Annotated in this window: 13 protein-coding genes; 12 read left to right on the top strand and 1 reads right to left on the bottom strand. The window is 44.4% G+C overall.

Annotated features, from left to right (window positions below):
* Position 1 precedes the first annotated feature (1 nt).
* Positions 2-754 carry an imidazole glycerol phosphate synthase subunit HisF gene (hisF, locus tag ACMCM8_RS11805; protein WP_412722814.1) on the bottom strand — a complete coding sequence of 251 codons (753 nt, stop codon included), beginning with the start codon at positions 752-754 and terminating at the stop codon, positions 2-4.
* A 485-nt stretch (positions 755-1,239) separates the two neighbouring features.
* Here hisF and ACMCM8_RS11800 point away from each other — a divergent pair, with 485 nt between their 5' ends.
* The 12 genes from ACMCM8_RS11800 (at position 1,240) to ACMCM8_RS11745 (ending at position 13,969) form a co-directional block, all read left to right on the top strand.
* Positions 1,240-2,430, top strand: a complete 1,191-nt coding sequence (locus tag ACMCM8_RS11800) for a UDP-N-acetylglucosamine 4,6-dehydratase (RefSeq protein ID WP_412722813.1) — start codon at positions 1,240-1,242, stop codon at positions 2,428-2,430.
* A gap of 15 nt (positions 2,431-2,445) precedes the next feature.
* Positions 2,446-3,594 carry a LegC family aminotransferase gene (locus tag ACMCM8_RS11795; RefSeq protein WP_412722812.1) on the top strand — a complete coding sequence of 383 codons (1,149 nt, stop codon included), beginning with the start codon at positions 2,446-2,448 and terminating at the stop codon, positions 3,592-3,594.
* A 15-nt stretch (positions 3,595-3,609) separates the two neighbouring features.
* Entirely contained in the window at positions 3,610-4,788 is a 1,179-nt protein-coding gene (neuC, locus tag ACMCM8_RS11790; RefSeq protein ID WP_412722811.1) for a UDP-N-acetylglucosamine 2-epimerase, read from the top strand.
* Positions 4,789-4,794: 6 nt separating this feature from the next.
* Positions 4,795-5,868, top strand: a complete 1,074-nt coding sequence (gene neuB, locus ACMCM8_RS11785) for an N-acetylneuraminate synthase (RefSeq protein WP_412722810.1) — start codon at positions 4,795-4,797, stop codon at positions 5,866-5,868.
* A complete protein-coding gene (locus ACMCM8_RS11780) occupies positions 5,861-6,550 on the top strand; it encodes an acetyltransferase (protein WP_412722809.1) in 690 nt (229 codons plus the stop codon). Before neuB ends, ACMCM8_RS11780 begins: the two co-directional genes overlap by 8 nt.
* Positions 6,547-7,608 (top strand): nucleotidyltransferase family protein, encoded by a 1,062-nt coding sequence (locus ACMCM8_RS11775; RefSeq protein WP_412722808.1) that lies wholly within the window; start codon positions 6,547-6,549, stop codon positions 7,606-7,608. The genes ACMCM8_RS11780 and ACMCM8_RS11775 overlap by 4 nt, the downstream gene beginning before the upstream one ends.
* The gene (locus tag ACMCM8_RS11770) at positions 7,608-8,600 is read left to right on the top strand and encodes a Gfo/Idh/MocA family protein (RefSeq protein WP_412722807.1); all 993 of its coding nucleotides are present in this window, start codon (positions 7,608-7,610) and stop codon (positions 8,598-8,600) included. The genes ACMCM8_RS11775 and ACMCM8_RS11770 overlap by 1 nt, the downstream gene beginning before the upstream one ends.
* A gap of 9 nt (positions 8,601-8,609) precedes the next feature.
* Positions 8,610-9,302 carry a cytidylyltransferase domain-containing protein gene (locus ACMCM8_RS11765; protein WP_412722806.1) on the top strand — a complete coding sequence of 231 codons (693 nt, stop codon included), beginning with the start codon at positions 8,610-8,612 and terminating at the stop codon, positions 9,300-9,302.
* 2 nt (positions 9,303-9,304) lie between these two features.
* Positions 9,305-10,069 (top strand): oxidoreductase, encoded by a 765-nt coding sequence (locus tag ACMCM8_RS11760; protein ID WP_412727704.1) that lies wholly within the window; start codon positions 9,305-9,307, stop codon positions 10,067-10,069.
* Positions 10,070-10,217: 148 nt separating this feature from the next.
* Positions 10,218-11,018 (top strand): flagellin, encoded by an 801-nt coding sequence (locus tag ACMCM8_RS11755; protein ID WP_412722805.1) that lies wholly within the window; start codon positions 10,218-10,220, stop codon positions 11,016-11,018.
* A gap of 206 nt (positions 11,019-11,224) precedes the next feature.
* On the top strand, positions 11,225-12,685 hold the full coding sequence (locus ACMCM8_RS11750; RefSeq protein WP_412722804.1) for a sigma-54 dependent transcriptional regulator: 1,461 nt from the start codon (positions 11,225-11,227) through the stop codon (positions 12,683-12,685).
* A 138-nt stretch (positions 12,686-12,823) separates the two neighbouring features.
* Positions 12,824-13,969, top strand: a complete 1,146-nt coding sequence (locus ACMCM8_RS11745; RefSeq protein ID WP_412722803.1) for a sensor histidine kinase — start codon at positions 12,824-12,826, stop codon at positions 13,967-13,969.
* Positions 13,970-13,982 lie beyond the last annotated feature (13 nt).

Below are 13,982 nucleotides of genomic sequence, written 5' to 3'. Positions count from 1 at the left end.
ATTACACCTCTACTCCATGCTCTCTTAAAAATACGCGAATATCTTCAATGGTATATTCGTCATAGTGTAATAAGGAGGCGATGGCTATTCCTCCCAGGTTGGGGATTTGCGCCACTTTTAATATATCCTCAAGGGTACCTGCACCGCTTGCAGCTACCACGGGGATATCCACCAGGTTGACCACTTGTTGTATTAAATCAAGATCGAAACCACGACGTCTTCCATCTCGATCCACAGACTGTAGGACAATTTCTCCAGCGCCTCGTTGTGCGGCTTCTGTTACCCACTCAAGAACATTTCTGGACGACCGGATTCGACCGCAATCTGTATAGCATTCCCACACGCCAGAAGGTAATTGTTTGGCTTCTATATTGAGTACCACCGATTGTGCACCGAAGGTTTGGGACGCTTGATTGATAAGATCTGGGTTGTGTTGGACAACCTCGGTGTTGATCAACACTTTATCGGCACCGGAGTGAAAGAGGTTTGAAAAATCATTTAGGTTTCTTACACCGCCGCCTACACCCAGCGGAACTAACACGCTTTCAGAGGTTTCCTTGATATAAGGAATTAACAGTTCTCTTTGATACAGCGAAGCAACGATATCAATATAGATAATTTCATCCGCTCCCTGTTTGTAATACTTGTGTGCCAATTCAGCTGGTGTACCAACCTTACGTAAACCTTCGAAATGAACCGGTTTTACCACGTAGGGAGGTTTCACATCTAACTTGGCGATAATTCTTAATGTCATTATGTGTATCCGGATACCATTTTTTGAAAAAGAGTTATTCAGCAACTAAACGCGGTAAACTGAATATATCACTTTGCTTTGTCATGCGTTTTATATCAGAACATGAGAAGCAGTGCGAAAGCGTGGTACGTCCCAATTTTCTGATGCCAACAAAGGCTGTGGCTTAGCGTATCTTAGAATGACCTACTGTGTGGTGAAATTAGCAGAATCAATTCACAGTCAAATTCTGAGATATGCAGTATATTTTTACCTTGTAATGACTTTCTATCGACATAGGGAGGCGTTAACTTTAGAAAAATCACCAAACCCGAGACATTTTAACAAAGTAAGGTAATTAACCCACGGTTAGCAAACGAGTTATGTTAACGTAAATAGTTAAAGATAATTGATTTTTTATCGATAAATAGAGCAGCAATGACAAATAAAAGCATTACAGTCGCTGCAACTTTAATGTTTCGAACCGAACGATGACAGGAACACACGCTATGCTCGACTTTCTAGCACTCATAGGCAGAGACCAAGCACTCTTTACTAAAGATATTGCACACTATGAGACAGCATTAAGTAAGCTGATTTCACAGTCGAAATTCCTCGTTTTAGGAGGCGCAGGCACTATCGGGCAAGCGGTCACTAAAGCAATTTTTAAACGTCAGCCAAAAAAGCTCTATGTAGTAGATATCAGTGAAAACAATATGGTGGAGTTAGTGCGGGACATTCGCAGTTCATTTGGTTATATCGATGGGGATTTTCAAACCTTTGCTATTGATATAGGGTCTGATGAATACGATGCATTTTTCGAAGCTGATGGTGATTTTGACTATGTATTAAATCTTTCTGCCCTCAAGCATGTTCGCAGTGAAAAAGATCCCTATACGCTTATGCGTATGATTGAAGTCAATATTCTCAATGTAGACAAGACCCTTAGACAATCAATCGCCAAGGGGATTAAAAAGTATTTTTGCGTCTCGACGGATAAAGCGGCAAACCCAGTCAATATGATGGGGGCCTCTAAGCGTATAATGGAAATGTTCTTAACGCGAAATAGTCAGCATATCGACATTTCCACTGCGCGTTTTGCCAATGTTGCCTTCTCCGATGGCTCGCTTCTTCATGGCTTTAACCAACGTATTGAGAAAAAGCAACCCATCGTGGCGCCTACAGATATCAAGCGATATTTTATATTGCCTGAAGAGTCGGGTGAGCTGTGTTTAATGTCATGCCTTTTTGGTAATAACCGAGATATCTTTTTCCCCAAGCTCAGCGAAGCGTTGCACTTGATCTCATTTGCAGACATTGCAATGAAGTACCTTGCTGGGAAAGGCTATGAGCCTTATTTGTGTGAAACTGAAGACGAGGCCAGAGCGTTGGCGTTAACGTTGCCCGAACAAGGAAAGTGGCCTTGCTTATTTACCCACAGTGACACCACGGGAGAAAAAGACTTTGAAGAGTTTTTCACTGAGCAAGAAGCATTGGATATGGCACGCTTTGACGGAATGGGAGTGATTGAAACTCCACCGCATTTTGATAATCACTTACTCGAATCATTTGAGAAAAAGATTCACGAAATGAAGTGTGCCAAACGTTGGACAAAAAGTGATATTGTCGAGCTATTCCGTGAGATGCTGCCCAATTTTCAGCACAAAGAGACAGGTAAATACCTAGACAGTAAGATGTAATAGGGCGTCAAAAACATGGCTAAACAAGTGGTTGAATTTATTCGAGAGTTATTTAAAACCGATGGGTTTATCCCGTTGCACGCACCTACTTTCCAAGGAAACGAAAAGCGCTATGTGACCAACACTATTGACAGTACCTTTGTGTCGAGTGTGGGAGAATACGTCGATGAATTTGAGAGAAAATTAGAGCAGTTTACGCATTCTGAAAAAGTGGTCGCCACCGTTAATGGTACTTCAGCGCTACACACCAGTCTGTATCTGGCTGGGGTTGCAACGGGTGATATGGTCATCACGCAGGCATTGACCTTTGTCGCCACATGCAATGTGATAACGCACATGGGCGCCGAGCCGGTATTTGTCGACGTGTCGCCGGTAAGCTTGGGGATGTGTCCTCACGCCCTTGATGAGTATTTGCAGGCATCGGCCAGGCTAACTGAAACAGGGTGCATACACATAGCGACTGGAAAAACGATAAAAGCGGTAGTGCCGATGCACACTTTTGGGCATCCGGTAGAATTGGAGAAGTTGTCAGCGGTATGTGACAAATGGCATCTGGTATTGGTAGAGGATGCAGCTGAAAGTTTAGGGTCGTATTACCAAGATAAGCACACGGGAACCGTGGGGGCATTTGGCGCGTTGAGCTTTAATGGCAATAAAATCATTACTACAGGTGGTGGTGGCGCTGTGCTGTGTAAGCGAAAAGAGGACGGCGTAAGAGCTAAACACTTAACTACGCAAGCGAAAGTACCTCATCCGTATGAGTTTTATCATGACGAAGCCGCCTTTAACTTTAGAATGCCGAATATAAACGCGGCCTTAGGATGTGCTCAAATGGAACAGTTACCCGTTTTTTTGGCGAACAAGCGTCGTCTGGCCGCGCATTATCAGGACTATTTCGAAAATACTCAGTTTCAATTTGTGAAAGAGCCAAGTTATGCCAGGTCTAATTACTGGCTCAATGCTGTGATTTGTCCTGATACCGCAACGCGTAATGAATTGCTAACAACAACCAATGACGCGGGCGTAATGACAAGACCTGTGTGGCAACTGATGCATCGGCTTCCCATGTTTGCTGATGCCGATAGGGGAGAACTCACGTATTCGGAGTATCTTGAAGGTCATTTGGTCAACTTGCCCAGTTCGCCTGTCACGCATTTTAGTTAAGTCGGTGGTAGATTAATGTCACAAACAAAAAAGAAAGTAGCCGTTTTTACCGGTACACGAGCCGAGTACGGATTGCTGTACTGGCTACTCAAAGACATTAAAAGCGATCCTGAACTGTTACTGCAATTGTTGGTTTCCGGATCGCACTTGTCTCCCGCATTTGGTATGACCTTTGAGCAAATTGAGCAAGATGGTTTTGACATTGCGGCAAAAGTAGAGATGCTGCTCTCTTCTGACAGTGCTGTCGGTACGGCGAAAAGTGTAGGCCTGGGTATGATTGGATTGGCCGATGCGTTAGCGCGATTGCAACCAGATGTTATCGTGATATTAGGTGATAGATTTGAAGCACTGGCTGCGGCACAAACCGCATTGTTCCTTAGAATTCCTATCATCCATCTCCACGGTGGTGAAATTACAGAAGGGGCTTACGACGACAGTATCCGTCACGCCATCACTAAAATGAGTTACCTTCATGGCGTGTCCACTGACGAACACCGAAACAGGGTGATTCAACTGGGGGAAGCACCTGAAAGAGTGGAAAACATTGGCGCTATCGGTTTGGATCATTTAACTAAATCGACCTTCATGTCGTTATCCCAGTTAAGCAGCTCGCTCGATTTTCCACTGGCTAAAGACTTTTTCATAGTCACTTATCATCCAGAGACATTAGGCAGTGAATCACCTGAAGCCGCTTTTCAATCCCTGCTTGATGCATTAGACAAATTTCCAAGCTATCAGGTTATCATAACTTATCCCAATGCTGACGACGGTGGAAGTGGTGTCATTCGCATGATAGAAGATTACTGTAAATGTAATCCCGAGCGGGTATTGGGTATCCCTTCTTTAGGCCATATTCGCTATTTGAGTGCCGTGAAACACTGTGCGGCAGTTATCGGTAATTCCTCTAGTGGTATTATTGAAGTTCCCTCATTTGGCGTGCCTACGGTAAACATTGGGATTAGGCAGAAAGGTCGTATGTCAGCACCAAGTGTCATTCATTGTGAGTCCTCACTAGCAAGTATTTCTCACGCTATTGAGCAGGCGCTAAGTCAGGAATTCAGAGAAAAAGCACGTGATGTACAAAATCCTTACGGAAAAGGTGACAGCAGTGCGCGGGTGATAGAAATGATTAAAAAGCTCAATGGAACTGCGCATAAGTCATTTTTTGACATAAATGTAAGTAGGTGCGAGTAGATCAATATGACAGTAATTATTGCCGAAGCAGGAGTGAATCATAATGGGAGCGCTGGTCTCGCATTCAAGTTAATTGATGAAGCACACAAAGCCGGCGCAGATATTATTAAATTTCAGACATTTAAAGCTGAAAATTTGGTAACGGCTGCGGCGCAGCAGGCACGTTATCAACAAATCAATACGCAAAAGTCTGAATCGCAACTAGCTATGCTTAAACGTTTAGAGCTTGCCTATGAGACCCATCACCAGTTGGTGGCCCATTGCAAGACTCTTGGTATTGCATTCATGTCGACCGCTTTTGATTTGGAGAGCCTTGAATTTCTTACTCAAGAACTTGGGCTTACTACGTTAAAAATTGCATCTGGTGAATTAACCAATGCGCCACTGTTACTCGCACATGCGCGTACTGGCTGTAAATTAATTGTCTCAACAGGCATGTCTACCCTTGCTGACATTGAGAGTGCGTTAGGCGTGATTGCATTCGGCTTTGTTGCAAAAAAAAATGCAGAGCCTTCGGTGACGGCGTTTGCGCAAGCTTATGCTTCAGAAGAGGGGCAAAAGGCACTGAAAGAAAAGGTGACTTTGCTTCATTGTACTACAGAGTATCCAGCGCCTTTTGACGAAATTAACTTAAGAGCAATGGATACACTACAACGAGCATTTGATTTACCTGCGGGTTATTCGGATCACAGTGAAGGTATTGCTGTGCCTTTGGCTGCGGCAGCTAGAGGTGCTCAAATAATAGAAAAACACTTTACCCTAGATAAAGGCTTACCCGGTCCCGATCACAAAGCGTCACTTAACCCCGTTGAATTACATGCGATGATTGCGGGGATCAGACAAATAGATGTCGCTTTAGGGTCACCGGTGAAATCGCCTTCGACCTCAGAGTATAGAAATAGAAGTGTTGCGAGAAAGTGTTTAGTTGCTGCCTGTGATATTCCGAAAGGGGCGCAGTTTAATAGTACCAATGTGGCTATTAAAAGGGCCGGAGAGGGCTTGTCTCCCTATGATTATTGGCGAGTTATGGGCTCGACAGCGAATCGAAACTATACCAGTGGAGAGCGCATCGTTGACTGAACACGCTTTATCTAGTCACAACTCACTACCTATCGTACTCATTGGCGGCGGAGGTCATGCGAGCGTTGTGGCAGAGATTTTGCTTCAACAAGGCAAAGAGATTATCGCTATTGTCAGTCCAGAATCCATTGCAGTGCGCCCTGTGTTTAAAGGCATTGAACACTTGACCAGAGATGGGGATGTAACCCGTTTTAGCACTTCTGAAGTGAAGCTGGTGAATGGTGTGGGCATGTTACCAAAATCACTAATTCGTCAAAAAATTAACGGATACTATCTGGCGCAAGGCTATCAGTTTGACACTGTTATCGCACCAAGTGCAGTTGTTTCTCCTTACGCTACACTTGAACAAGGTACCCAAATATTCGCGGGCGCTATTGTGCAAACTGGGGCGGTGATAGGTGCGCATAGTATTATTAACTCAAAGGCGCTGGTGGAACACGATTGTGTCTTAGGTGAATATAATCACATTGCGCCTGGTGCGACGATGTGCGGGCAGGTTAGAACAAAAAGTAATGTCTTTGTAGGTGCAGGGGCAGTTGTCACACACAATATTACTATTGGTGACAATGCCATTGTGGGGGCTGGTTCTTGTATCACAAGGTCAATTGATGCTGGCGTAGTAACTCGTCCGGCAGCGACAAACCTCGATCTGATCGAGGATAAAGAAGGACGCAGAGGATGACTTATCACTGGCAGAAAACGCTAATTTCTACCTCGAGTACCATTAAGCATGCTATCGGCATCATCAATAGTGAGTCGTTAGGTGTAGCGCTCGTTGTTGATGAAAACAACATACTCAAGGGGATCATAACAGACGGAGACGTTCGTAGAGGGCTACTCAAAGAAGTGGCTATTAACGACAATGTGTCATCTGTAATGAATACCAATCCCTTTACTGCTTCCTCATCTATTTCAGATAAGCAATTACTCAATCTGATGGAGTCTAATTGCATTATGGCAGTGCCTATCGTCGATGAAGAGCGGAAAGTGATAGGGCTTAAAACACTGCATGAGGCGATTCGTCAAAGAAGACTCAAAAATCCGGTGTTTATCATGACTGGGGGGTTTGGTACCAGATTAAAGCCCCTCACTGATGACTGCCCCAAACCAATGTTAAAAATAGGCGATAAGCCGATCCTAGAAATAATAATAAAGAGCTTTATAAAATCGGGCTTTGAGAACTTCTACCTGTCTACCCACTATATGCCCGATAAAATAAAAGAATATTTTGGAAATGGTGAAAAATTAGGTGTCAACATTACCTATGTACACGAAGAAACGCCGTTAGGAACAGGCGGTGCTTTAGGACTTCTGCCTGCTGATATTCCAGACGATCTGCCATTGATCATGATGAATGGTGATGTTTTAACAAAGGTCGATTTTCAGCGTTTACTCGATTTTCACAATGACAATCATGCCGATGCCACCATGTGCGTAACCGAATACAACTATCAGGTTCCCTTCGGCGTAATTGAAAACGAGGGAAGCAAAGTCGTTGGGATGAGTGAGAAGCCGGTTTACCGCTTTTTTGTGAACGCGGGTATTTATGTCGTCTCGCCACAAATAATTAAATCAGTCCCCAAAAATCATAAAATTGATATGCCTTCACTGCTCGATCAACACATGCAAAATGACAAGAATGTCATGATGTTCCCGATTCATGAGTATTGGTTAGATATTGGCAGAATAGATGACTTTAACCGCGCACAAACGGATATTAAAGTATTGGATTTGGATTGATGAGCAAAAAATTTGCCGTCGTGGGATTGGGAAGTATTGCTGAGCGTCATCGTCGCAATATCAGGCTATTGTGGCCTGATTCCAAGATATACGCCGTTTCATCGAGTGGTAGGGTTCCGCAAGGGGAGATCGCAAATTGTGATGAACTACTCGATAGCGTAGAAAGCTTGACCGCAAAGTCAATTGATATGGCTATCGTCGCCTCACCAGCCCCTTTTCATGCACCTCACGCAGTTGCACTTATACAAGCGGGTATTCCCACATTAATAGAAAAACCGCTTAGCACTAATCTCGAAGATGCCAATGCTATTTTGCAGTGCGCTGCTATGCCTAATAACAAGGTTGCGGTGGGGTATTGTTTGCGCTTCTTGCCGTCTGCACTACTTATGAAAACACTCATTAAAGACAGAAAAGTCGGTCAGATTGTTAACGTTTTTATTGAAGTTGGGCAATATTTGCCGGACTGGAGACCGACTAAAAACTACCGCGATACCGTATCGGCAAAGGCAGAACTAGGTGGGGGAGCACTTTTTGAACTCAGCCATGAATTTGATTATTGCCAATGGATTTTCGGTGAGCTCTCACTTAAACATGCGTATTTGCGCAGTTCCTCACAACTGCAGCTCGATGTAGAAGATATAGTAGATGTGGTCGCCACTTTACCAGATGGTGCATTGGTCAACATTCATTTAGACTTTCTACAAAAAAAGGCTTACAGAAACTGCAGAGTGGTTGGCAGTCACGGCGTTTTAAATTGGGATCTTATTCATAATAGCGTGTCATATTGTGATGGTAACGGTGACGAGACAATCTACAGTGAAGCGCACTGGGATAAAAACCAAATGTATACCGCCATGTTATCGCAGTTTGTAACAGCGCCGACAAACCAAGCTAGTTCAGCTATTTGTACGCCAGCAGAAGCGTTTAATACCGTGCACTTAATTGATAGCATAAAAAACAGTTGTGCCGTTCTTAGTGATAACCAGAAGTGATTATTTAGCTTGAAAAATTACGCGTTTATCTTTGCTAGGGGAGGTTCGAAAGGACTGCCTAGAAAAAATATCAAAATGTTGGCCGGTAAGCCGCTAATCGCTTATTCCATTGAGGTGGCTAGGCGTTGTGGGTTGGTTGATACGGTGTTTGTTTCCACTGACGATAGCGAAATTGCTGAAGTCGCAGTTGAGTACGGTGCCGTTGTAATAAAAAGGCCTGCTGATTTAGCTACCGACACCAGCCCCGAATGGCTATCTTGGCGGCATGCAGTGAATTGGGTATTAGAAAACTACGGGCCATTTGATGTTTTCGTAAGTTTGCCGCCGACCAGTCCATTGCGGGATGTCAGTGATGTCACTGCTGCTATAGAAAAAATTCAACGCAAGGTCGGCGATGTATGCCTTTCGATTACACCGGCAAGTCGCAACCCGTATTTTAATATGGTGAAAATGGCAGATAATGGACGTGTGGAGCTAGTCAATAAGCCGGATGAAAAAGTAGAGCGACGTCAAGATGCACCGCAAGTATTTGATATTACAACAGTAGTATATGCAACCACCACTGACTTTATATTGAATCACGATAGCTTGTTTAGCGGCTCAGTTACCTATGTTGATGTGCCTAAGTCCAGAGCAGTGGATATTGACGATATTTACGATTTTAAATTAGCTGAAGCCATTATTAGGGAAAACTTACAGTGAGTATGCTACTGGAAAATAAAGTGATTTTAGTTGCTGGCGCTGCCGGCTTACTTGGTAGCCGGGTAGTAGAGCAACTTTTACAACACGGTGCACAGGTCATTGCCACAGACCTAACCCGCGAACGACTTGAGCAGCAGTTGGGACAATTAGGCGTGGATACGGCAAGCGCTGACATAAGTATCCGAGGGTTAAACTTGTTAGATAAGCAAGAAGTCATCGCTTTCTTTCAGTCACTTGGCACTTTAGATGGGGCAGTTAACTGTAGCTACCCTCGTAACAAGCATTATGGCAAACATTTTTACGACGTTGATGTCGATAGTTTTAATGACAATGTGGCTATGCACTTAGGGAGTGCCTTTCTTTTCACCCAGCAGTGTGCGGCCCACTTCGAGAGACAGCAACATCCTTTGTCGCTAGTCAATATGAGCTCTATTTACGGTGTTGTGGCCCCCAAATTTGATGTTTACGACCATACCAATATGACAATGCCAGTAGAGTATGCGGCGATCAAATCCGCTATTCAGCATATCTCCCGTTATGCCTCAGCCTATGTCGATAATAGCCAGTTTAGAGTGAACTGCGTTAGTCCAGGAGGGATCTTAGACGGTCAGCCCTCTGATTTTGTCAAAGCTTATCAATCATATACGCATGGAACAGGAATGTTGGATAGCAAAGATGTTGTCGGTCCCATCGTGTATTTGCTTTCTGATTTATCAAATCATATGACAGGACAAAACTTGATCCTCGATGATGGCTTTACGTTATAACTCCACGCTTCAGTCCATCTTTTACAGACGTTTACCCGTTAGTATGAGATTGCATACCCGCTAAAGGGGATCCAATACCAAATAAAGCATACAAAAATGTGCGTATCCGCTATACTTTGACAAGGGTTTTCGGTAAGAGGAAACGGGCATGTTAAAAATTGGTTCAGAATCAGGTAATTCCTTTATTCAACAGGCTCAGGAAAAACAAGAGAGTCTTTTCGAGAAGTTGTCTTCAGGCAAAAAGGTCAATAATGCGGCAGACGACGCGGCTGCACTGCAGATTATTGATCGACTCACGTCAGAGGTTGAAGGAAGCCGCCAGGCAATCAGTAACGTATATGATGGAATTTCTCTTGCTCAAGTCGCCGAAGGCGGTTTGGGGAGCATTAACAGCGATGTAGACAGGATCCGGGAGCTCACTTTGCAATCGGGTAGTGGTGCATTGACGGATATCGATCGCAGTGCGATCCAAGACGAGATCTCTCAGTTACAAAGTAATATCACCTCTACCATCGAACAAACCAATTTTGCTGGAAAACCATTGCTTGCCCAAGACGGTGCTCTGTCAATTCAAGCTGGTTCAGGGGCCGTGCAAACTATTGATGTAGAAACACAGGATATTGCTGCAAAGATAGGCGACGTGCTCAGTATAGATTTGACTGCTGGCACGAGTGTTGAAGATGCATTAAATGCGGCTGACGCGGCTATCGAAACTATTGGTGGTGCAAGAGGAGGGCTAGGTGCCACACTCAATCGTTTTGAAAGTGTAGCGCAGAACCTGACTCAAGCTAACGTTAGTGCTGCGCAGTCAAGAAGTCGTATGCAAGACCTTGATTTTGCTCAAGCCTCGTCAGAACGTGCTGCCAATGATGTCAGAGGGCAAGCGTCTATCGCAATGCAAGCGCAAGCAAATCAACAACAAGGTCAAGTACTTGCTCTGTTGAGTTAAATTAGGCCCCTATCAATAGTGTGTTTTTTGCACTAATTTAATCATCTTTAACTCTTGACCATAAAAAATTAATCGAAAGAAGCAGGGCAACCTGCTTTTTTTATTGTTAAATTTCCGAAAAGAGCTGTTGCGCTGTGATCTTTTGCCGTTACAATTTGGAAATGCGCTAAACTAATAATTAATATCAAAGCGTTCTCGGGGAATTGATGAAGAACATTTTGCTGGTTAGTGACAACCAGGAACTTATTCAAAATTTAGAAACAATCGTAACTTTCATGGGTGAGTCGTGCCAGTCGCGGGGCTTTAGTGAATGTGAACGATATCTAACTGATTGTGGAGCAGATGCTGTTCTTATTGAACACGCGTCTGTTGCTGCGACCAAAAGAGTCGTAGAAAAATTCCCGCACATACCGTTTGTGGCGTTGGTGGAAAACAACAGCCAAGCGTCTACTTATCGAAATCTGGTAAGTGTAATCACAACACCGCTTACTTATCCGGTGTTAACGCAAGCCATCCATCGATGCCAAGAGTACTCAAGGCGTAAGCCCACTTCTTCCCGTCCTGCGGGCACCAAAACTCGCCTATTTAGAAGTTTGGTAGGGAAAAGTGAGCAGATACAAATTGTTCGTCGCTTAGTTGAACAAGTCGCGCCTACCGATGCCACTGTTTTGATCCTCGGTGAGTCAGGTACAGGTAAAGAAGTGGTCGCTCGTAATGTTCACTTTTTGTCTGAAAGAAAAGATGGCCCTTTTATCCCTGTGAACTGTGGTGCTATCCCTGGTGAGCTGTTAGAGAGTGAATTGTTTGGTCATGAAAAAGGGGCGTTCACGGGTGCTATCAGTGCACGTAAGGGCCGTTTTGAATTGGCTGAAGGCGGTACGTTGTTTCTCGATGAGATTGGTGACATGCCAATGCAAATGCAGGTTAAACTGCTACGGGTTTTGCAGGAACGCACTTTTGAGCGAGTGGGGGGGAACAAGCCACTGCAATGCAATGTGCGAATTATTGCGGCGACTCACCGCAATTTAGAAACCATGATAAGCGAAGATAAGTTTCGCGAAGATCTGTATTATCGCTTAAATGTTTTTCCTATTGATAGCCCGGCACTTAGACAGCGAAAAGACGATATCCCCTTACTGTTGCAAGAACTCAACAGCCGAATCCAGGGCGATGGCGATCAGAGCGTGAGATTTACTGAGCGTGCTATCGCTTCTTTAATGGAACACGAATGGGCCGGCAATGTACGAGAGTTGTCAAACCTCGTGGAAAGGTTAACCATATTGTACCCGGGACAGATTGTAGATATCGCTGATTTACCAGAGAAATATCAATACGGTGAGGTGCAGGCCTATGAGCCCGACTACCCCGAAGAGATTCTGGAGAGAGAAGCCTTCAATGAATTGTTTGCCGAAGCTGCAGCGCATGAGGGCGATGAAAATAGTGAGGCCGAGGCAGATGGTTACAACAATATGGTTTCTTCAGATTTGCCCGAAGAAGGGGTAAATTTAAAAGAATACCTGTCGGAGCTAGAAGTTAATTTAATACGCCAAGCATTAGAGCACCAAGATTGGGTGGTTGCTCGTGCCGCAGATAAGTTGGGTATGCGTCGTACTACTCTCGTTGAAAAAATGCGTAAATACGATATTCAACGCACCGAAGAAGTGTAACGTCAGGTATTTGACGTTGCACTTTTTGTCCTAAAAATCATTCCTATCTATTTGAAAATAAAAAATAAATAAAACTGGCACAGGTCATGCTTTAACGAAGTCATATGTTTATAACGTCTGCAATTTGACGAGGGTAGTATGGCTTTTGACGGCACGCGAAATTCATCTGATGGATACACAACGTCTCGCTTCATAATTGATGATATCGATAATGCGATATCGAGTGAGCGAAATGACGCTTTTTCCTGTGATGATATCGATTCTCTGCGCCTACAAGCGAGTCGCCTTGAGCACTTGCTTCAGGTTATGCCTGCAGGCGTTATCGTTATCGATGGTAAGGGCATTGTTCGCCAAGCCAATGAGCAGGCAAAAGCCCTGTTAGGTGAACCACTGGAAGAGGAAGTGTGGCGAAGTATTATCACCCGTTCATTCAAACCGCGGGCTGACGATGGTCACGAAGTCTCCCTTGTTGACGGACGCCGAGTTAAGTTGTCAATAACACCACTAGAAAATGAGCCAGGTCAGTTAATCGTCATTACGGATTTAACAGAGACACGTCATCTTCAAGCGCGGGTAAGCCATATGCAGCGTTTGTCTTCCCTTGGCAAAATGGTGGCTTCATTAGCCCATCAAATCCGCACGCCATTGTCGGCCGCAATGCTTTATGCATCAAATTTAACGCGTAAGGGACTCGGACAAGACGCGCAAGAGCAATTTGCAAATAAACTTGCCGACCGTCTCAAAGAGTTGGAAAGTCAAGTGAATGATATGCTCTTGTTCGCTAAGTCAGGCGAAGAGCAGGTCGTTGCCCCAATTTCACTTGGCGATCTTTTTAGCGCAATTGAAAGCAGTGCCAATACGATGATGTTACAGCAGAACCAGTCTATTGAATTCACCGGTTTTGATCTGCCTTTGTCGATCACGGGTAATCTGACCGCATTACAAGGTGCACTGCTTAATCTTATTCATAACGCCAGCCAGGTTACGCCCAGAGAACAAGCTATTCAGGTAGATGCCAAATTGCATGGAAGTAAGTTAATCCTCTCTGTGACCGATAGCGGCGAAGGCGTGCCCAATGCCATTAAAGGGAAAATTTTTGAACCCTTTTTTACCACCAAGACACACGGTACTGGATTAGGACTTGCGGTGGTGAAGTCAGTGGTTGCAGCCCACAATGGCCAACTAAGCGTGTCGGATGCAGCGAACGGAGGGGCTTGTTTCAGTATTGCACTTCCCTGTAACGCGTTAAACCGAGAAACTCAATCGCTCACTCAAGTGGCATAAGTCATAGGAAAAC

Source organism: Alteromonas sp. D210916BOD_24, assembly GCF_047159385.1.
GTDB lineage: Bacteria > Pseudomonadota > Gammaproteobacteria > Enterobacterales > Alteromonadaceae > Alteromonas.
This window is presented reverse-complemented; position numbering and strand designations above follow the sequence as displayed.

What these genes read in the sequence shown, in the direction of transcription:
- ACMCM8_RS11800 (WP_412722813.1), top strand. Translation starts at nt 1,240, where the DNA reads ATGCTCGACTTTCTAGCACTCATAGGCAGAGACCAAGCACTCTTTACT.
- neuB (WP_412722810.1), top strand. Translation starts at nt 4,795, where the DNA reads ATGACAGTAATTATTGCCGAAGCAGGAGTGAATCATAATGGGAGCGCT.
- ACMCM8_RS11795 (WP_412722812.1), top strand. Translation starts at nt 2,446, where the DNA reads ATGGCTAAACAAGTGGTTGAATTTATTCGAGAGTTATTTAAAACCGAT.
- ACMCM8_RS11750 (WP_412722804.1), top strand. Translation starts at nt 11,225, where the DNA reads ATGAAGAACATTTTGCTGGTTAGTGACAACCAGGAACTTATTCAAAAT.
- neuC (WP_412722811.1), top strand. Translation starts at nt 3,610, where the DNA reads ATGTCACAAACAAAAAAGAAAGTAGCCGTTTTTACCGGTACACGAGCC.
- hisF (WP_412722814.1), bottom strand. Translation starts at nt 754, where the DNA reads ATGACATTAAGAATTATCGCCAAGTTAGATGTGAAACCTCCCTACGTG.
- ACMCM8_RS11775 (WP_412722808.1), top strand. Translation starts at nt 6,547, where the DNA reads ATGACTTATCACTGGCAGAAAACGCTAATTTCTACCTCGAGTACCATT.
- ACMCM8_RS11770 (WP_412722807.1), top strand. Translation starts at nt 7,608, where the DNA reads ATGAGCAAAAAATTTGCCGTCGTGGGATTGGGAAGTATTGCTGAGCGT.
- ACMCM8_RS11755 (WP_412722805.1), top strand. Translation starts at nt 10,218, where the DNA reads ATGTTAAAAATTGGTTCAGAATCAGGTAATTCCTTTATTCAACAGGCT.
- ACMCM8_RS11745 (WP_412722803.1), top strand. Translation starts at nt 12,824, where the DNA reads ATGGCTTTTGACGGCACGCGAAATTCATCTGATGGATACACAACGTCT.
- ACMCM8_RS11760 (WP_412727704.1), top strand. Translation starts at nt 9,305, where the DNA reads ATGCTACTGGAAAATAAAGTGATTTTAGTTGCTGGCGCTGCCGGCTTA.